The sequence below is a fragment of the Rhizobium sp. NRK18 genome (genome assembly GCF_024385575.1).
Classification (GTDB): domain Bacteria; phylum Pseudomonadota; class Alphaproteobacteria; order Rhizobiales; family Rhizobiaceae; genus JANFMV01.
The window spans coordinates 3,842,581-3,861,332 of the sequence record NZ_JANFMV010000001.1; the positions used below are offsets into that span (position 1 = coordinate 3,842,581).

At 63.2% G+C, this 18,752-nt stretch carries 20 protein-coding genes and 1 other RNA gene; 13 read left to right on the forward strand and 8 right to left on the reverse strand.

Annotated features, from left to right (window positions below):
* Positions 1-8: 8 nt before the first annotated feature.
* Positions 9-1,013: a 2-hydroxyacid dehydrogenase gene (locus NN662_RS18230; protein ID WP_261931629.1), complete on the reverse strand. Its 1,005-nt coding sequence runs from the start codon at positions 1,011-1,013 to the stop codon at positions 9-11.
* 176 nt (positions 1,014-1,189) lie between these two features.
* Between NN662_RS18230 and NN662_RS18235 the strand changes: the two genes are divergently transcribed.
* On the forward strand, positions 1,190-1,729 hold the full coding sequence (locus NN662_RS18235) for an SH3 domain-containing protein (protein WP_261931630.1): 540 nt from the start codon (positions 1,190-1,192) through the stop codon (positions 1,727-1,729).
* Here NN662_RS18235 and NN662_RS18240 read toward each other — a convergent pair.
* On the reverse strand, positions 1,722-2,714 hold the full coding sequence (locus NN662_RS18240) for an adenosine kinase (protein ID WP_261931631.1): 993 nt from the start codon (positions 2,712-2,714) through the stop codon (positions 1,722-1,724). The genes NN662_RS18235 and NN662_RS18240 overlap by 8 nt on opposite strands.
* A gap of 355 nt (positions 2,715-3,069) precedes the next feature.
* On the opposite strand from NN662_RS18240, the gene NN662_RS18245 reads away from it, so the two are divergent.
* On the forward strand, positions 3,070-4,014 hold the full coding sequence (locus NN662_RS18245; protein WP_261931632.1) for an AEC family transporter: 945 nt from the start codon (positions 3,070-3,072) through the stop codon (positions 4,012-4,014).
* A gap of 119 nt (positions 4,015-4,133) precedes the next feature.
* Positions 4,134-5,303, forward strand: coding sequence for a patatin-like phospholipase family protein (locus NN662_RS18250; protein WP_410010950.1), 1,170 nt, complete (start codon positions 4,134-4,136; stop codon positions 5,301-5,303).
* Between the two features lie 53 nt (positions 5,304-5,356).
* Here NN662_RS18250 and NN662_RS18255 read toward each other — a convergent pair whose 3' ends face one another.
* A complete protein-coding gene (locus tag NN662_RS18255) occupies positions 5,357-6,106 on the reverse strand; it encodes a c-type cytochrome (protein ID WP_261931634.1) in 750 nt (249 codons plus the stop codon).
* A 153-nt stretch (positions 6,107-6,259) separates the two neighbouring features.
* Between NN662_RS18255 and NN662_RS18260 the strand changes: the two genes are divergently transcribed.
* On the forward strand, positions 6,260-7,015 hold the full coding sequence (locus NN662_RS18260; protein WP_261931635.1) for a 3-deoxy-manno-octulosonate cytidylyltransferase: 756 nt from the start codon (positions 6,260-6,262) through the stop codon (positions 7,013-7,015).
* Between the two features lie 28 nt (positions 7,016-7,043).
* Positions 7,044-7,898 (forward strand): prephenate dehydratase, encoded by an 855-nt coding sequence (locus NN662_RS18265; protein WP_261932026.1) that lies wholly within the window; start codon positions 7,044-7,046, stop codon positions 7,896-7,898.
* A 52-nt stretch (positions 7,899-7,950) separates the two neighbouring features.
* Here the strand turns inward: NN662_RS18265 and nudC are convergent, their stop codons facing one another.
* Both nudC and NN662_RS18275 read right to left on the reverse strand, forming a co-directional pair.
* The gene (gene nudC / locus NN662_RS18270) at positions 7,951-8,910 is read right to left on the reverse strand and encodes an NAD(+) diphosphatase (protein ID WP_261931636.1); all 960 of its coding nucleotides are present in this window, start codon (positions 8,908-8,910) and stop codon (positions 7,951-7,953) included.
* Positions 8,907-9,317, reverse strand: coding sequence for an HIT domain-containing protein (locus NN662_RS18275; RefSeq protein WP_261931637.1), 411 nt, complete (start codon positions 9,315-9,317; stop codon positions 8,907-8,909). The genes nudC and NN662_RS18275 overlap by 4 nt, the downstream gene beginning before the upstream one ends.
* Before the next feature lie 180 nt (positions 9,318-9,497).
* Between NN662_RS18275 and ffs the strand changes: the two genes are divergently transcribed.
* From ffs to NN662_RS18295, 4 genes are all read left to right on the forward strand, one after another.
* Positions 9,498-9,594, forward strand: an RNA gene (ffs, locus tag NN662_RS18280) — signal recognition particle sRNA small type.
* Positions 9,595-9,684: 90 nt separating this feature from the next.
* Positions 9,685-11,580, forward strand: coding sequence for a DNA polymerase III subunit gamma/tau (locus NN662_RS18285; RefSeq protein ID WP_261931638.1), 1,896 nt, complete (start codon positions 9,685-9,687; stop codon positions 11,578-11,580).
* Between the two features lie 33 nt (positions 11,581-11,613).
* Positions 11,614-11,937, forward strand: a complete 324-nt coding sequence (locus tag NN662_RS18290) for a YbaB/EbfC family nucleoid-associated protein (RefSeq protein WP_261931639.1) — start codon at positions 11,614-11,616, stop codon at positions 11,935-11,937.
* Between the two features lie 32 nt (positions 11,938-11,969).
* The gene (locus tag NN662_RS18295; protein ID WP_261931640.1) at positions 11,970-12,581 is read left to right on the forward strand and encodes a LysE family translocator; all 612 of its coding nucleotides are present in this window, start codon (positions 11,970-11,972) and stop codon (positions 12,579-12,581) included.
* 61 nt (positions 12,582-12,642) lie between these two features.
* Here NN662_RS18295 and NN662_RS18300 read toward each other — a convergent pair whose 3' ends face one another.
* Complete coding sequence (locus tag NN662_RS18300; RefSeq protein WP_261931641.1) at positions 12,643-13,164, reverse strand: DUF992 domain-containing protein; 522 nt, start codon at positions 13,162-13,164, stop codon at positions 12,643-12,645.
* A gap of 167 nt (positions 13,165-13,331) precedes the next feature.
* Positions 13,332-13,946: an MOSC domain-containing protein gene (locus NN662_RS18305; RefSeq protein ID WP_261931642.1), complete on the reverse strand. Its 615-nt coding sequence runs from the start codon at positions 13,944-13,946 to the stop codon at positions 13,332-13,334.
* 66 nt (positions 13,947-14,012) lie between these two features.
* Here NN662_RS18305 and recR point away from each other — a divergent pair, with 66 nt between their 5' ends.
* From recR to NN662_RS18325, 4 genes are all read left to right on the forward strand, one after another.
* Complete coding sequence (gene recR / locus NN662_RS18310) at positions 14,013-14,618, forward strand: recombination mediator RecR (protein WP_261931643.1); 606 nt, start codon at positions 14,013-14,015, stop codon at positions 14,616-14,618.
* Positions 14,619-14,791: 173 nt separating this feature from the next.
* Complete coding sequence (locus tag NN662_RS18315) at positions 14,792-16,057, forward strand: lytic murein transglycosylase (protein WP_261931644.1); 1,266 nt, start codon at positions 14,792-14,794, stop codon at positions 16,055-16,057.
* A gap of 4 nt (positions 16,058-16,061) precedes the next feature.
* A complete protein-coding gene (locus tag NN662_RS18320) occupies positions 16,062-16,334 on the forward strand; it encodes a hypothetical protein (RefSeq protein WP_261931645.1) in 273 nt (90 codons plus the stop codon).
* 5 nt (positions 16,335-16,339) lie between these two features.
* Positions 16,340-16,771, forward strand: coding sequence for a type II toxin-antitoxin system VapC family toxin (locus NN662_RS18325; RefSeq protein ID WP_261931646.1), 432 nt, complete (start codon positions 16,340-16,342; stop codon positions 16,769-16,771).
* Positions 16,772-16,811: 40 nt separating this feature from the next.
* On the opposite strand, the gene NN662_RS18330 is transcribed toward NN662_RS18325, so the two are convergent.
* On the reverse strand, positions 16,812-18,437 hold the full coding sequence (locus NN662_RS18330) for an MFS transporter (protein ID WP_410010987.1): 1,626 nt from the start codon (positions 18,435-18,437) through the stop codon (positions 16,812-16,814).
* Between the last annotated feature and the right edge of the window lie 315 nt (positions 18,438-18,752).

Consider the following 18,752-nt stretch of genomic DNA (forward strand, 5'->3'; position numbering starts at 1 on the left):
GCGTCGGCTCAGCTGCGGCCGGGCAGGACGCGGTTCGGCGGCCTATGACCGTCGAAATAGGCGCGGATGTTGATGATCACCTTGTCGCCCATGTCGATGCGGCCCTCGATCGTCGCCGAACCCATATGCGGAAGCAGCACGACCTTGCCGTCACGGGCGAGCGCCACGAGCTTTGGATTGGCCGCCGGTTCGTTTTCGAACACGTCGAGGCCCGCGCCGGCGATCTTGCCGGCCCTCAGGAGCTTGATCAGCGCCGCTTCGTCGATGACGTCGCCGCGCGCCGTATTGACGATGTAGCTTTCCGGCCGCATCAGTTCGAGACGGCGGGCCGAGAGAAGGTGAAACGTCGCAGGCGTCGACGGGCAATTGACCGAGACGATGTCGACCCGGGCAAGCATCTGGTCGAGGCTGTCCCAATAGGTCGCCTCCAGCTCCTCTTCCGTCGCCGGGCTGACCCGGTTGCGATTGTGGTAATGGATCGCCAGACCGAAAGCCTTGGCGCGCCGCGCCACGGCCGTGCCGATCCGTCCCATGCCGACAATGCCGATGCGCTTGCCCCAGATCCGGTGGCCGAGCATCCAGGTCGGCGACCATCCCGCCCATTCCGCGCCCTCCTCCGTCAGGATCTGCGCGCCCTCGGGTAGGCGTCGCGACACGGCGAGAATGAGCGCCATGGTCATGTCGGCGGTGTCTTCGCTCAACACGTTCGGCGTGTTGGTCACCGTGATGCCCTTGCGGGCTGCGGCATCGACGTCGATATGGTCGTAGCCGTTCGAATAGCTTGCTATGAGCTTCAGTTGCGGCCCCGCCTGCTCGATCAGCGCCGCATCGATTCGATCCGTCACGGTCGGCACCAGCACGTCGACGGTCTTCATCGCCGATACCAGCTCCGGCTGCGTGCGCGGCCGATCGTCGATATTCAGCTCCGCGTCAAACAGCTCCCGCATGCGGGTTTCCACGGCATCCGGGAGTTTCCTGGTGATGTAAACCTTCGGCTTCTTCTTGTTCATCATCGATGATGCTGTGCCTGTTCAGAGCTCGTTAACCAAGACGGGTGATACTTTGATCCGCTTCAATCGTTTCTACCAGACCCGTCAGCGAAGACCAACAGATGTCTGGCGCATTCGCGGGCAGGATGGAAGCAGCGTTAAGCGATCGATCACCCAGGCAACGACACCGGAAACGTGCAATGCGCGGCGTACTGACCAAAATCGTCTTCTCCTTCCTGGCAGGTTTTCTGCACCTGAGCGCGAGCGCGCACGGCTCCTATGCCCAGGCGGCCAAGGGCGCCAGCGGGCTGCCGTTGCCGCGCTTTGCCAGCCTCAAGGCGACGCGGGTGAACATGCGCGTCGGACCGAGCACGGACTACGCGGTCGAATGGCTCTATACCCGTCACGGCCTGCCGGTGGAGATCATCCAGGAATATGACAACTGGCGGCGCATTCGCGATGCCGATGGTGTCGAAGGCTGGGTGAACCGCTCGCTTCTTTCGGGCGAGCGCACCGCCATCACCGCGCCTTGGATGCGCGGCAAGGGCAACGACATCTACATCACCATGCGCAACGAACCGGAAAAGACCGCACGGGTCATCGCCAAGATGGAACCCGGTGTCGTGCTGACGGTCAAGGAATGCAACGGCGACTGGTGCGAAGTCACCGCCAAGGATCTGGAAGGCTGGGTGGCGCAGGCCGAAATCTGGGGCGCCTATCCCGGCGAAGCCTTCAAATAAGCCCTGCCTTTGCGGCAAGATCCTCAAGTGACGACATCGGCCGCGGGCCGATCTGCTGGATGACGACGCCCGCCGCCAGGCAGCCGAGCTTGCCGCAGGTCTCGAGATCCAGCCCCTTCGTGTAACCGAACAGGAAGCCCGCCGCGAACAGGTCGCCCGCCCCGGTCGTGTCGACCAGCTGGGCGATCGGGGTTGCCGGAATGCGGATGCGTTCGTCACCGCGCACGATCACCACGCCGTCTTCGCTCATCGTCACCGCGGCAAGCTTGCAGTCCTTCGCGATGCTGTCGAGCGCCAGATCGAAATCCGTCGTCTCGTAGAGCGACAGCGCCTCGTCCCGGTTTGCAAAGACGATGTCGACGGTGCCCGAGCGCATGAGTTCGAGGAACTCGGCCCGGTAGCGGCCGACGCAGAAGCTGTCCGATAGGGTCATCGAGGTCTCGCGGCCCGCTTCGTGGGCGATGCGGCAGCATTCGACGATCGCTTCCTTGGCGCGCGGCGGATCCCAGAGATAGCCTTCGAAATAGGTCACCAGCGCATCGGCGACGACATCGGCCTCGACGTCCTCCGGGCCGAGCTCGACGCAGGCGCCGAGATAGGTGTTGAGCGAGCGTTCGCCGTCCGGCGTCACGAAGATCATGCAGCGTGCCGTCGGCGGCGAGATGCCCTTGGCATGCGTCCTGTAATGAACACCCTGGGCACGGATGTCATGCGCGAAGATCTCGCCGAGCTGGTCGTCGGCAACCTTGCCGAAATAGGCGGCGCGTCCGCCGAAATTGGCGACGCCCGCCGCCGTGTTGCCGGCGCTGCCCCCGGAGGCCTCGACTGCCGGCCCCATGCGCGAATAGAGCAGTTCGGCGCGATCGCCATCGATCAGGTTCATCGCCCCCTTGATGATGCCGTTGTCGACAAGAAACTTCTCGTCGCAGCGTGCCAGAATGTCGACAATCGCGTTGCCCACCGTCAAAACGTCGAACCTGCTCATCAGCCCTTCCCGGTTAATGTGATGCGGTCTCCGGTAATACCCGATTTTGCAGGCTTGGGAAGACCACCGAGGGAAATCGCCAACTTTTCGGGCGACCGCGAATCTTTCGGACTGTCATTGTGCTGATACAATTCATACCTATATGAATACACAGCGGTGGGCCGAAGACGGTCGGCGCTGAAACGCGGGACGGCTGACCACGGATGAACTGGCAGCGGTGCCGCAACCTCCCTGAGGAGGGCGGAAGCGGGGTTCAACCCCGCTTTTTTGTTGCCCGTTTTCCGCCAGGCCCGTTTGTCAAACGTCAGTCAGGCTGATAAACGCAGGGCATCCTGCCCACGACACAATCGCCGACATGCTCGTCATCGCTTCCAACGTCCTGCCGATCTTCATTCTCATCCTGATCGGATGGGTGATCGCCCGCACCGGCCTCCTGAAGGCCGAAACCGGCGATGCGATCAGCGATTTCGTCTTCAAGATCGCCGTGCCCTTCATCCTGTTCCGCACGATCGCGGTGGCGGATTTTCACGGCGCTTCGCCGTTCCGGCTCTGGGCCGCCTACTTCTCCAGCGTCCTCATCACGCTGGCGCTGGCCACCTTTGCCGCGCGCCGCATCTTCGGCAGACCGCCGCGCGAAAGCGTCATCTCCGGCATTTCCGCCGTGTTCTCGAATGCCGTCTTCATCGGTCTGCCGCTGATCGACCGTCTTCTCGGCCCGCCGGGCATGGTTGCCATGTCGATCCTGCTCGCCGTCCACCTGCCCTTCATGATGATGATGGGCACGATCCTGACCGAGCGCGCGGCGGCATTGGAACAGGGCGTGGCGGGCCGCAGCATTCTCGACGTCGTCAAGCAGGTCAGCCGCAACCTGCTGACCAATCCGCTGATCATCGGCATCATTGCCGGCGTGATCGTCCATTTTGCCGGCATCCCGCTCGTCGGGCCGATCAAGACGGTCGTCGACGAGCTTGCCGGCATTGCCGGCCCGACCGCACTGATCGCCATCGGCATGGCGCTGACGCGCTACCAGATTTCCGGCAACCGGATGATCACCGTGATCATGACGCTCCTGAAGCTGATGGTGCTGCCGACGATCGTCTATGCGATGGCGACCCTCGTCGGGCTCAGCCAGATCTGGACGACGGCAATCGTGCTGACGGCCTCGGTGCCGACCGGCGTGAATGCCTGGCTGTTCGCCAACCAGTTCAAGGCCGGCCATACGGTCGCCGCCTCGACGATCAGCCTGACAACCGCATTCGGCGTGCTGACGGTCTCGTTCTGGGCCTATCTGCTGAGCTGACCGCCCGCATCTTAAGGGCCATCATTAAATTTCCGTCATGTGGTTCTCTCGCGGCCCGGCTGCGGTACATTGCGTATTATATGCACTGCAACATTCCTGATCCCTGAGAGGGCAGCAAAGTGAACATGTCCAGCACCCGAACCGTCAGCCCGGCCGCTGCCTACCAGCAGAAGGTGCTCGTCCTGCAGGGCGGCGGCGCGCTCGGCGCCTATCAGGCCGGTGCCTACCAGGCGCTTGCCGAAGCCCATATCGAACCCGACTGGGTCGCGGGCATCTCGATTGGCGCGATCAACGCCGCCATCATCGCCGGCAACGAGCCGGAGGACCGGGTGGCCAAGCTCACCGCCTTCTGGGAGACGATCGGCGTCGAATTCCCGATGGATTCGATCCTCCCGAAGCATTTTTCCAGCGGGCGGGAATTCAAGCAGGCCAGCAGCCTCTGGTCGATCATGCTCGGCGTGCCCGGCTTCTTCACCCCCCGCTTTCCGGTTCCGTGGCTGCAGAAATACGGCAGCGACGAAGCGGCCAGCTTCTACGATACGCATCCGCTGAGACAGACATTGCTGCATTTCGTCGATTTCGATCGCATCAATGCCGGCAAGACCCGGCTTTCGGTCGGCGCTGTCGATGTCGAAACCGGCAATTTCCGCTATTTCGACAATCAGGAGCCCGGCCGTACCTGGAGGTTCGGACCGGAGCACGTGATGGCCAGCGGCGCCCTGCCGCCGGGCTTTCCCTCGATCGAGATCGACGGCCGGCATTACTGGGATGGCGGCCTCGTCTCCAACACCCCGCTGCAGCAGGTGCTGATCCGCGGCGCGGCGGTCGATACCGTCGTCTTCCAGGTGGACCTCTTCAATTCGCACGGCGAAATCCCCGGCAATCTGGAAGAGGTGGAAGAGCGGCGCAAGGACATTACTTATTCCAGCCGCACGCGCATGATCACCGACGCCTTTCTCGAGCGTCACAAGCTGCGCCGTTCGATCGCCACGCTTCTCGAAAAGCTGCCGGCGGATGCGCTGGACGGCGAGGAGCGCGACGAACTGTCCGGCATGAGCGCCGATTACAGCGTGACCCTCATTCACCTGATCCACCGCAGCAAGAACAGGGCCATCCATTCGAAGGACTACGAATTCTCGCGCGTCTCGATGCACCAGCATTGGGAAGCCGGCATCGAAGACGGCCGAAAGGCGCTGAAGGCCGAAGACTGGCGCATTCCGCCGGATGCGCTGGACGGACTGGCGGTCTACGATATCGACCGGCCGATCTCCTTGCAGGACTGGCAATAAAAAAGGCCCGGAAAGCAGCGTTCCGGGCCATTTCATTCAGATACTGCCTAGGATCAGTTTGACGTAGCCGGTGCCTCGGTGGCCGGAGCCTCGGTAGCCGGTGCGGGCGTTTCCGCGGCAGGAGCCGGGGTTTCAGCGGCAGGAGCCGGTGCATCTGCAGCCGGAGCCGGCGCTTCGGCGGCCGGGGCAGGCGCTGCGGCATCACCAGCCGGAGCGGCGGCATCGCCGGCCGGGGCTGCGGCCGGTGCGGCCTCAGGCGTCGGCAACGGCAGCGGATTGTCGGACAGCGTGCGCAGGTATGCGATCAGGTCGGCACGCTCCTCGTCCTTCTTCACGCCGGCAAAGCCCATGGCGGTGCCGGAAATGTAGGACTTGGGACCATGCAGGAAGTGGTTCAGGTGCTCGTAATCCCAGACTTCGGAACCGCCCTTGGAGAAATCCTTCATGGCAGCCGAATAGCTGAAGCCCTCATGCGAGGCGATCGGACGACCGACGACACCCCAAAGGTTCGGTCCGACCTTGTTCGGACCACCCTTGGTGCCGTCATGACAGGCCTGACACTTCTTGAAGACCTTCTCGCCGGCGGCAGCGTCGGCGCTGGCCAGCAGGACGGCGATCGGCTTGGCTGCCGGGGTTGCTTCCGCAGCGCCGCCTTCGGACGACGTTTCCTCGGCGACAATCTTGAAGCCTTCGTTCTCCGGTGCCTCGGAATGGAAAATCCCCTCCGACGCGATCGACACCGTCATTAGAACGAAAACCGTGCCGAGCAACGCCCCAACGGCCATATTCACCTTCGAATTCATCTGCAAACGCTCCCCTGCAACCGCCAGATATGAAGACCGGACCATCTTGAAATCGCGCGGAACCTATGTCTTTTGCATTTCGGATGCAACACGATATTGATTGTCGGTTGGTGACTATTTGCCATCTTTCAGCCCGGATTAGAAGAGTCGACAATGAAGTACCCCCACTTTGACAATACACTTTTCATGATCCCGGCACGGATGGCGTCGACGCGGCTTCCCGGAAAGCCGCTTGCGGACATTTGCGGGCTGCCGATGATCGTGCAGGTGGCGCATCGCGCGAAGGAAGCGGATTGCGGCCGCGTGGTGGTCGCCGTCGACGACGCGGACGTTCTGCAGGCGGTCAAGGCGGCCGGTTTCGAGGCGGTGATGACCAGCCAGGACCACCAGTCCGGCTCGGACCGGATCAACGAAGCCCTGCAGCTCGTCGATCCCGACGGCCGCATCGACTACATCATCAATGTCCAGGGCGACCTGCCGACGATCGAGCCCGAGCCGATCCGCCGCTCGATCGACCTCCTGAAGGATCCGGCGGTCGACATCGGCACGCTGACCGTCGAGATCACCGACGAGGAAGAAAAGACCAATCCGAACGTCGTCAAGGTCATCGGCTCGCCGATCTCGCCGACACGGCTGCGCGCGCTCTACTTCACCCGCGCCACGGCGCCGACCGGCGACGGGCCGCTCTACCATCACATCGGCCTCTACGCCTATCGACGCTCGGCGCTGGAGCGGTTCGTCTCCCTTAAGCCTTCGACGCTGGAGCGTCGCGAGCGGCTGGAGCAGCTGCGGGCGCTCGAAGCCGGCATGCGCATCGATGTCGAAATCGTCGATTCGGTGCCGCTCGGCGTGGACACGCCCGCCGACCTCGAAAAGGCGCGCCGGATCCTTTCGGCACGAACCGCTTAATTCTCGAAGAAGACAGAACGGACAGATGATGACCCAGAAGACCAACCGCATCGCCTTCCAGGGCGATTATGGCGCCAATTCCGACATGGCCTGCCGCGACATGTTTCCGGACATGGATCCGCTGCCGTGCCAGACGTTCGAGGATGCCTTCAACGCGGTTGAAACCGGCGAGGCGGATATCGCGATGATCCCGATCGAAAACACGATCGCCGGCCGCGTCGCCGATATCCATCACCTGCTGCCGGAATCACGCCTGCACATCGTCGGCGAATATTTCATGCCGATCCGCTTCCAGCTGATGGCGCTTCCGGGCGTGACGAAGAACGAGATCCTCACCGTCCACAGCCACATCCATGCGCTTGGCCAGTGCCGCAAGATCATCCGCGCAAACGGCTGGAAGCCGACGGTTGCCGGCGACACTGCGGGCGCCGCCAAGTTCATTTCCGAGAAGGGCGACCGCACCATGGCGGCGCTGGCGCCCAGACTGGCGGCCGAACTCTACGGCCTGGAAATCCTGGCCGAGAACGTCGAGGACACGGAAAGCAACGTCACCCGCTTCGTCGTGCTGGCACCGAAGGAGAGCATTCCCCAGCGTGCCAGTGACGATCAACTCTACATCACCACTTTCATCTTCAACGTGCGCAACATTCCCGCCGCGCTCTACAAGGCGATGGGTGGCTTTGCCACCAACGGCATCAACATGACGAAGCTTGAGAGCTACCAGCTAGGCGGCAAGTTCTTTGCGACGCAGTTCTATGCCGATATCGAAGGCCATCCGAGCGATGCGCCGGTGCAGCGGGCGCTTGAAGAACTGAATTTCTTCTCTGAGAAGGTGCGCATTCTCGGCGTCTACAAGGCGCATCCGATGCGCGGCAAGTTCTAGCCGCACAATCCCTCGGCAATGTACCCGGCCTCAGGAGGGCCGGGCGCCCGTCTCAGGCGCCCCATTCCAGCCAGTCGCGCATCAGCCGGTGGGCAATCGCACCCTTCGGCGGCGGCGAGGAGCCGTTTGCGCCGCTGTTGTCGAGCATGTCGGCCATTTCCTGCCGGGTGAACCAGCGGCAATCCTCCAGCTCGGCCTCGTCACGCTTGATGTCGCGCGACAGCGCCTCGCCGAAGCAGCCGATCATCATCGTATGCGGCATCGGCCAGGGCTGCGAGGCGTGGTAGCGGACGCGGCCGACCTTGATCGCCGATTCCTCGCGCGTCTCACGGCGAACGGCATTCTCGATCGTTTCCCCCGGCTCGACGAAGCCCGCCAGGCACGAATACATGCCCGGCGCAAAATGGGCGCCGCGGCCGAGGAGACACAGGTCGCGCTCCTCGTCGACCACAAGCATGATCACCACCGGATCGGTGCGCGGAAAGATCATGTGCTCACAGCCGCTGCAGACCCGCTTGTAGCCGCCGATCTTCATTTCCATCGGCTTGCCGCAACGTCCGCAGAAGCGGTTGTCGAAGTTCCAGGCGATCAGCGCCGCCCCTTGCGCGAATTCTCCGAGGAGCTCCTCCGAAATCAACTGGTCGCGATAAAGCGTGCGGCCGTCGGCGATCTTGTAGTGCTTCTCGATGTCCTCGGCAGGCGCCCTGACCGGAACGGCCAGCCTCGGCTCGCCGTTCTTGTAGTATCCGAGCAGGATCGCATCGTCGAATTCTGGCTTCAGCTCCGCAAGCTCGTAGGGCGCAAACAGCGGATCGAGAACCTGCCGGTCGTGCTTCAGCACAAGGTTGCGCCCGGAAAAGGCGAGGATATGCGACCCTTGCTTCGACAGCGCCTCCTCGACGCAGTTTTCATCCCGGTTTTCCGACCGTCTCTCGAGACCGTTGCCGGCAAAGGCCGTCATGCTGCTCGGTTCGATATGGGGAGCATGAAGGTCGAACAGGGCTGATGTCATGATGAAATGGCGTCCAGTATCTTCTTGATCAAAGCGTTGCGTTCGTCGTCGTCATAGGCCTCCGCCTTGCCGAAGCCCCAGACCGGGCCCGGCCAGTTGGCGTCGCCCTCGAACCGCGCGAGAACATGCACATGGAGCTGGCGGACGATATTGCCAAGCGCCCCGACATTGATTTTTTCCGCGCCGGTGACCGCCTTCAGCGCGGACGCGACCTGATTGGTCTCGAATGTCAGCATCGTCTGGTCGAGCGGCGTCAGCTCGAAGACTTCCGAAACATCGGCGCGCTGCGGAATGAGCACGAACCACGGCCAGCGGGCATCCGTCATCAGTCGCAACTGGCACAGGCCCAGATTGCCAACGAGGATGCTGTCGCGCTCAAGGCGGCTGTCGAGTTCGAATTTCCCCACTCGTTTCTCTCCGATTGTCTGCTTTTGCAAGAAGAGTAGATCATCGGCGGGACAATTGGAATGGCATGATCGGTGCGTATTGCCTTGCCAATGTACGCAAAATGCACTGCCCACCGGTCGGGCGAGTTTTTTGCCGACCCGGCTTGCAATTGGGCGGGATATCCCCGATATGTGCGGACGGGAGGTTGGTGGTGGACGAGCCACTCGCCAACCGGGTCAGGTCCGGAAGGAAGCAGCCCTAACGAGCCCGGCACGGGTCGCCGTGCCAGCCTCCCACCTCTAAAGTTACCGGCCGGTTTCGTGAGCGAGCGGATCGATGATCCGCCATGCCGGGCCAGAAAACCAGGCATCCAAGCTGGCGAGGGCGATGAGCACGAGCGGACCCACAGACAAGGCCACCGATCCGCCCCAGGGCGGCTACCGGGTGCTGGCCCGCAAATACCGCCCCAAGGATTTCACGGACCTGATGGTCGGCCAGGAGCCGATGGTCAAGACATTGACCAACGCCTTCGAGACGGGCCGGATCGCACAGGCCTACATGCTGACCGGCGTGCGCGGGGTCGGCAAGACGACCACCGCCCGCATTCTTGCTCGTGCGCTCAACTACAAGAGCCCGACCGTCGACAAGCCCACCATCGACCTTGCGATCCCCGGCGAACACTGCCAGGCGATCATGGAAGGCCGCCATGTAGACGTGATCGAGATGGACGCCGCCTCGCATACCGGCATCGACGACATCCGCGAGATCATCGAGCAGGTGCGCTACCGCCCGGTTTCGGCGCGTTACAAGGTCTACATCATCGATGAAGTGCACATGCTCTCGACGCAGGCCTTCAACGGCCTGTTGAAGACGCTCGAGGAGCCGCCGGAGCATGTGAAGTTCATCTTCGCGACGACGGAAATCCGGAAAGTGCCGATCACGGTCCTGTCGCGCTGCCAGCGCTTCGACCTGCGCCGCATCTCGGCCGCTGACCTCGTGCACCTGTTCTCGACGATTGCCGGCAAGGAAGGCATCGAGGCCGATGCGGAAGCGCTCGCCATGATCGCACGTGCGGCGGAAGGCTCGGCGCGCGACGGCCTGTCGCTGATGGACCAAGCGATTGCGCATGGCGGCGGCCGCATCGATGCCGCCCAGGTGCGCGCGATGCTGGGGCTTGCCGACCGCGGCCGCATCGTCGATCTCTTCGGCCATATCGTCGCCGGCGAAGCGGCAGCCGCCCTCAACGAATTCCAGAGCCAGTACGAATCGGGCGCCAATCCGCCCATCGTCCTGACCGACCTTGCCGATTTCACCCATCTGGTCACCAAGCTCAAATACGTGCCGGAAGCGGCCAACGACCCGTCGCTGAGCGAAGTCGAACGCACCCGCGGCGCCGAGTTCGCCTCCAGCATCGCCGTGACCACGCTGTCGCGCATGTGGCAGATGCTGCTGAAGGGCATTCCGGAAACGGAAAGCTCGTCACGCCCTGCCGGCGCTGCCGAAATGGTGCTGATCCGCCTGGCGCACGCCGCGCACCTTCCCTCACCCGAAGAGGCCGCCCGGCGGCTTGCGGATCTGGCCGGAAACGGACAGCCGGCCGGCAATGGCGGCAATGGCGGCGGGGCGCCGCGTGGCGGCAATGGTGGCGCGACGGCGAGCTATACCTCGTCCACGGTCCGCGCCACGCAGGCGATGCCGAACGCCGCACCCTCCGGCGCGCCAACGGCGATGCTACGCTCCGTGCCGAAGCCGGAGACCACTCCCGAAATCGCCGCCGCGATGCAGGCTGCCGTCGAGGCGGCACCGGCCGAAAAGCCTGCGCCGCAGGTGCCGGTCAATTCGCTCTCCGACATCGCCGATCTCTGCTCGCGCCACGGCGACATCCGGCTGCGGGCGCTTCTGAGGATCTACGTGCGCCCCGTGCGCATCGAACCGGGCCGGCTGGAGATCAGCCTCGGCAACGACGCGCCGAAATCCATCGTCAACGACCTCGCCGCCAATCTGAAGGAATGGACCGGCGTCCACTGGATGGTGATCGTCAGCCGCGACCAGCAGGGCGGCCCGACGCTTGCCGAAGTCGAGGCGAAGGAAAAGGAAACGCGGCTCACCGACGCCCGGCAGGACCCGGACGTGGCGGCCATCCTCGCCCAGTTTCCCGGCGCGAAGATCACCGACGTCAGGATCCGCGCCGATCAGGCGGAGGACGACGAGGAGGCGGCGCCGCCGGCAACGGCCGAGTCGGACGAAGGCGACATCCTTCCCGGCGACGACATCGATTTCTGAGACGACACGACCGATATTCCAAGGAGACAGTCTATGCGCGACATCATGGGCATGATGGGCAAGGTGAAGGAAATGCAGGCGAAGATGGAGGCCATGCAGGCCGAAATCGCCGCCATGGAAGTCGAAGGCACCTCGGGCGGCGGGCTCGTCACCGTCAGGCTGACCGGCAAGGGCACGCTCGTCGGCGTCAAGATCGACCCTTCGCTTCTGAAGGAAGACGAGGCGGAAATCCTTGAAGACCTGATCGTCGCCGCGCATAATGACGCCAAGGGCAAGGCCGATGCGGCCATGGCCGAAAAGACCAAGGAAATGACCGCCGGCCTGCCGATACCGCCAGGCTTCAAGATGCCTTTCTGAGGAAAGGCGGTTCATCCGGGGGAGGTTTCGGGATGACTATCTCCAGTCTGCTTCTCTTTGCCGGCGCGCTGTTCGTCGCCGCCGGCTCTCCCGGCCCCAGCGTCGCCGCACTGGTTGCGCGCGTGCTTTCGAAAGGCACGCGCGATGTCCTGCCCTTTCTCGTGGCGATGTGGATCGGAGAGGCGATCTGGCTGACGCTCGCCGTTGCAGGCCTCGCGGCCATCGCCGAAACATTCCACTACGCCTTTGTCGCCATCAAGTGGATCGGCGTCTGCTATCTGCTCTATCTGGCTTTCAAGATGTGGCGTGCGCCGGCGGACACCGATGGCGAGACGCTGCCCGAGGCGCATTCGCTGGCCAAGCTGTTCTTTGCCGGCATGACCGTGACGCTCGGCAATCCGAAGATCATGCTCTTCTACATGGCGCTGCTGCCGGCGATCATCGACATGCATGCCGTCGGCGTAACCGGCTGGGCCGAACTGGTCGCCACCATGTTCGCGGTCCTGATCGTCATCGACCTCACATGGGCGATGCTCGCCAACAAGGCGCGTCGCCTTTTGAAAAGCGCTCGGGCGGTCCGCATCGCCAACCGCGCCAGCGCCGGCACGATGGCGGGCGCCGCCGTGGCGATCGCCATGCGCTGACGTGAAAAAGGCCGGGCGCATGGCACCCGGCCTTTCATCCCTTCAATAGGGAAAATGCAGATTACGGCTTGTAGACCGGAGCCGCTGCCGGCGTGTAGGTCAGGTTCAGAGCCGTGAGGTTGGCGGCCAGATTTGCGCCGAGCGTGCTTTCAATGGAGAGCGGCTGCAGGGCGATCGAGCCGTCGAAACCGCCGACCAGTCCTTCGACACCGCCGCCGAAGCCGACCGTCACATTGCCACCGAGACCGCCGTAATTGCCCTGAAGCGCGCCTTCATCGATGCTGGACGGTGCGAACACAGCCCAGGCGAACTTGCCGCTCTTGATGTAGCCGAGATCGATGCCGACCTTGGTGATCTGACCCTGGTAGTGCTCGACCGGGCCGTTGTGGGTCGGCTCGAAGATGCAGTCGAGGCTGCGGCGCGAACCGATGACGGCGCTGATGCCCGGGCTCATGTCGCAGGTCAGGAGGCCCGTCTTGACCATGGCGGCGCTAGCCTGCGTTGCTGCCAGCGGAACGAGCGTTGCGGACGCCAGGGCAACGGCGGAGAGCTTGGCAAAGGAAGACTTGGTGAATGAGGACATGGGAAAACTCCTTCATGCTGAAATTGCGTTGAGCCGCAGCCGATGGCCGGCCGCCGGATCTCGGAGAGGAAACACCCGGCCCGCCGGCATTGTTCCGTTTCCGCGAAAATGATTTCGGCAGACAATTGTGGCTTTTCCAGCGTGGCGACGTTCTGACGCAGGGCCGATCACGCCGCCTCGAGCTTGGCCTTCAGCTTGTGGTGGATCGGCGCAGCGAGGAACCGCCGCCGGTCGGCGGCATCGAGAGGCTTTCCGTAGGTCGCCATCATTTCCGGCATCAGGACCTTCTCTCCGGAAAATGGCTGATAGGCGACCGCCTCACCGGGGCTGATCACGCCGCCGGTAATGACGCGACAGTAGATGCCCGGCCGCCCCGCCTTGGTATAGCGTTTGACGAACATCGGATCCTCCATGCGCGCGGCAAACGTGGCGCAGGGTATGCGCGCCGAGGTGACTTCCAGCACCGCATCGCCGACGAGGAAGCGGTCGCCAACCGACACCGTGGTATTGTCCAGCCCCTCGACCACCAGGTTTTCGCCAAACGTTCCAGGCTCGATCGGACGGCCGAGTTCGCGGCTCCACCAGTCGAGCGTGACCGATCCCTCGACATAGATCGCCTGGTCGACGCCGCCGTGATGCTTGCGGTTGCAGATCGCGTCACCGACGATGCCTTCGCTGTCGACGAAGACCGGAACGTCCACCGGACGCTTGAAGATGCCGGTCTTGTAGCTCTTGCCGGGGAGCGTTCGCGCTTCGCCGATGCAGACTGCCAGAATTTTCATCTCTATTTTCCGGCTCCCATGCCGCAAGCGTTTCTAATGGCGCCAACATGCGCTAAAAGCGCTGCCATGGCAAAGCGAGTCACCGGTCCCGAAATCGAAAAACTGATCCAGCTTCTGGCGAAGGTGCCGGGGCTCGGGCCCCGTTCGGCGCGCCGCGCGGCGCTGCATCTCGTCAAGAAGAAGGACCAGCTGCTCGGCCCCCTGGCCGACGCCATGGCGGACGCACACCGCAATGTGAAGATCTGTTCGCGGTGCGGCAATGTCGATACGATCGACCCCTGCACCGTCTGCACGGACATCAGCCGCGACCAGGCGGTCATCATCGTCGTCGAGGACGTCTCCGACCTCTGGGCGCTGGAGCGCGCCGGCGCCATGAATGCCGCCTATCACGTGCTCGGCGGCACACTGTCGCCGCTCGACGGCGTCGGGCCGGACGACCTCAACATCCGCGGGCTGATCAACCGTGTCGCCGAGGGCGGCGTGAAGGAACTGATCATCGCCGTCAACGCGACCGTCGAAGGCCAGACGACCGCGCACTACATCACCGACCAACTCGCCGATCTCGACGTGAAGATCACCCGGCTTGCCCATGGCGTGCCGGTCGGCGGCGAGCTCGACTATCTCGACGAGGGCACGCTGACGGCGGCCTTGAGGGCCAGAACCGCCATATAGAAACACATCGCCAAAGGAGGATCGTCATCGTGCAATCTTTGAGGAGCCTTTTTGCTCTTTCCAAGCGCAGATTACCCCCCTCTGTCCCTTCGGGACATCTCCCCCACAAGGGGGGAGATTGGCTGACGGCAGGAAAGCCCTCGCGGTTTTCGATCTCCCCCCTTGTGGGGGAGATGCCCGGCAGGGCAGAGGGGGGTGTTCGCACCGCAAAGCTCCTCGCCGCCCTCCTCCTTACCCTCCTCGTCGCCACACCCGCCGCCGCGCTCGACAAGAATGCCGTCACCGCCGAGTTCCGCAGCTGGCTGAAGACCGATCTCTGGCCGAGGGCGGAGAAGGCCGGGATTACACGCAAGACCTTCGACAGCGCCTTTTCCGATGTCGAGCTGATCTGGAGCCTGCCGGACCTCGTGCCGCCCGGCACCAAACCACCGAAGAAGCGCGAACAGAGCCAGGCGGAATTTTCCTCCCCCGGCCCGTATTTTTCCGAAAAGCGCCTGCAGGCGCTGGCGGCCGGCGGCCAGGCGATGATGCGCAGCCACGCCGCGACGCTCAAAAAGATCGAACAGGTCTACGGCGTGCCGGGACGGATTGTGCTCGCCGTCTGGGGCCGCGAAACCGGATACGGCCGCGCCAGCATACCGCACCGGGCGATCGACGTGCTGGCCACCAAGGCCTTCATGTCGACCCGAAAGGACATGTTCGAAGGCGAGCTCATTTCGGCGCTGCACATCATCGGCGGCGGCGACAGCACGGTCGACGGGCTGAAAGGCTCCTGGGCCGGAGCGCTGGGCCAGCCGCAGTTCATGCCGACCAGCTATCTGCAATATGCCGTCGATTTCGACGGCGACGGCAAGCGCAATATCTGGACCTCGGTTCCCGATACGCTGGCATCCATCGCCAACTATCTATCGAAGAAGGGCTGGCAGCGCGGCCGCGACTGGGGGTACGAAGTCACCATTCCGGCCAAGGTCTCCTGCGCGCAGGAAGGCCCTGATCTGGCAAAGCCGATCGGCCAGTGGGCGGCCACCGGCATCACACGGATCACCGGCAAGGATTTTCCGGCGGGCGAGACATCGAAGCCGGGCATGATGCTGGTGCCGGCCGGCCGCGACGGCCCGGCCTTCATCGTCACGCCGAACTTCTACGTCATCAAGGAGTACAACAACTCCGACCTCTACGCCCTGTTCATCGGCAATCTCGCCGACCGGATCGCCTATAATTCCGGTCCGTTCCGCGCCCCCTGGGGCGATATCGGCCATATGCTGCGCTCCGACGTCGCCGCCATGCAGCGCGCGCTGGAAAAGCAGGGCTACGACGTCGGCGGCGCCGACGGCCTCCCCGGCTACAAGACCCGCCGATCGCTCGGCGCATGGCAGCAAAAGAACGGCATGGCGGCGACGTGCTTTCCGGAGGAAAGGTTGAAGGGGAAGGTGCGGTAGGACGATGTTGAGCCTCCAGCGTCATGAATTGCTCGCAAATGCAGCAAATGCACGCTATATATGGGTAATGACGAAGGCTGAACTCTTGAAGGAACCGACCGGTAAGTTGGTGGTCCGTGATTCGCGGACCGGCCGTTTCCTTGAAGTGCGGGGAGCAGACGCGATGAAAGCATCCCCGCTGCCACTGCAGAAGGGCATTGATCTTACCAAGCCAATCGCCAAGCAGGTTCGAGGCAGTTCCATCTCCAAACAACGAAAACTGCCTTCGCAAGGTTGAAACCCTTGACGGGGGCGTTGCTCGACACTCACGCGCTCTACTGGCTGGTTACATCCGCCCATTCACTAACGGCGGAAGCGCTGATCGAAATTGCCGAAAGCCAGGCCAGCGGGTCGCTTTACGTGTCGCCGATAACGGCCTGGGAACTGACGATCGCCTCCCGAAAGCCTGTTCACAAGGATCCGCCGAATTTCGGCGCAATCTCGTCGTCGAAGTGGTTTTCCCGAGCATTGGCGGAGACGGGTGCGAAGATCATTCCCATAAAGCAGCGGATCGCGATTGAAGCCGCCAACGTCGTCTCAGAAACGGGGCATAAGGATCCGGGTGACTGCTATCTGATCGCCACGGCGCGCGTCAGAAAGCTGCCAATCATCTCAAGGGACACCGTATTTCAGACTTTGGCCACGCAGGGCTATCTCGACATGATCGTGTGTTGACCTCGCGGCTTGGTCGCCCCTGCAAGCAGCACTTAACGGCTCAATGATGATGATGCTGATGAAACACATCATCAGCCGGCGGGATCGCCTGGCGTTCGATCATGCGGTGGACGCGCGGGCGGGTCAGGCCCTTGTGGAGGGCGTTGAGGCGGTCGCTGGATTCGGCGTCGGCCTTGGTGCGGCGGGTGTTGTGGCGGACATATTCCACCCATGTCGGCGTGTGATAGGTCTCGGTCCATAGATCCGGGTTTTCGAGATCGCGCATCAGCGCCCAGTTCTGTGCCCCGTCGCGGATGCGGATGCGCCGCCGTTCGACCATCAGCGCCAGGAAATCCTCGAGGTCGTTCTCGTCGATCTCGTAGTCGATCTGGATGACGATCGGGCCGCTCCTCGGCTTGATGTCGAGCTGCAGATGCGGTTCGGCGAAGCGGTTGAGCGGATCGAGGTCGAGGGTCTCGAAGGCCGGCATCGGCAGGCGGAAGCCGATGGCGATGCCGAGCGCCAGCATGACCGCGGAGACGACCAGCGCGATGCTGACGCCGTGGCTTTCGGCGAGCAGACCCCAGATCCACGAGCCGAGCGCCATACCGCCGAAGGTCGCGGTCTGGTAGAGCGACAGCGCCCGCCCGACCACCCAGCGCGGCGTCGAAAGCTGCACGACCGTGTTGAAGAGTGACAGCGACAGCACCCAGCCGGCGCCGGCGATCATGAGCGCCGGGAAGGCCTGCCAGGCGTGGCTGGAGACCGAGACGATGGCGGCGGCCAGCGAAAAGCCGGCGAACGAACAGCGGACGATCACCTCGCTCGACAGCACCGCGCGGATGGCGTTGTTGGAAATCGCCCCGGCAATGGCGCCAAGCCCGAAGGCGCCGAGCAGGCCGCCATAGACGAGCGGGCCGCCCTCGATGTTCTCGCGCACCACGATCGGCAGCAGCGCCAGGATCGACATGGCGGCAAAGCCGAAATAGAAGCCGCGGAACATCACCGTCATCAGCTTCGGCGACATCGAGACGTAGCGCAGGCCGGCGGCGATCGCGTGGCCGAGCGTTTCGCGCGGCAGGCGGTTTTCCGGATAGACCGGCTTCCAGCGAATGAGGGCGTAGATCATCGCCAGGTAGGAGACGGCATTGACAGCGAAGGCCATCGCCGCGCCGGCGATCGCCACGATGATGCCGCCGATCGCCGGGCCGACGCTGCGGGTGATGTTGAACGCCACGCTGTTGAGCGAAACGGCCGACGGCAGGTCGTCGCGGCTGACGATGTCGCCGACGGAAGCCTGCCAGGAGGGGCTGTTCAACGCCGTGCCGCAGCCGATCAGGAAGGTAAAGGTCAGAAGCAGCCACGGCGTCATGAAGCCACCATAGGTGAACAGCGCCAGCAGCGCGGAGACGAAGAGCAGGAAGGACTGGGCGAACAGCAGCACGCGGCGGCGGTTGAACCCGTCGGCGATGGCGCCGGCGATCAGCGAGAACAGCATGATCGGCAGCGTGTTGGAGGCCTGCACCAGCGCCACCATGTCCTTCGACGATGAAATCGAGGTCATCATCCAGGCGGCGCCGACATCCTGGATCAGAGCGCCGAAATTGGAAGTGATGCTGGCGAGCCAGATGGTGAGGAAGACGGGGTTCCTCAACGGCGCCAATGACGATTTCCTGTCCTGCACGATGCTGTTCCGGTGGCGGGGTTTTGAGGTGTGATTCCTGATATAAGACAAGTCGGCCGCAATCGGCTATCTTGGATAGGCAGATTACGTGAGAAAGTGTTCACTTTCGGACCGACCGTGAAACCGGCGCGTGAAGATGCGGATTTGTCGGTCTGGCGCGCTGCCCTTGCATTCACGGGTGAGGCAGCGTATATACGGCGCAAATTCTTGATCGTTTGATGAAGAGTGGGCCCGCCAAGGACCCGCTCTTTTTTGTTACCCCGATCAGGCTGACCTGCAACGACATGCTCCCGGGAGGGCATTGCTTGACGGAAACAC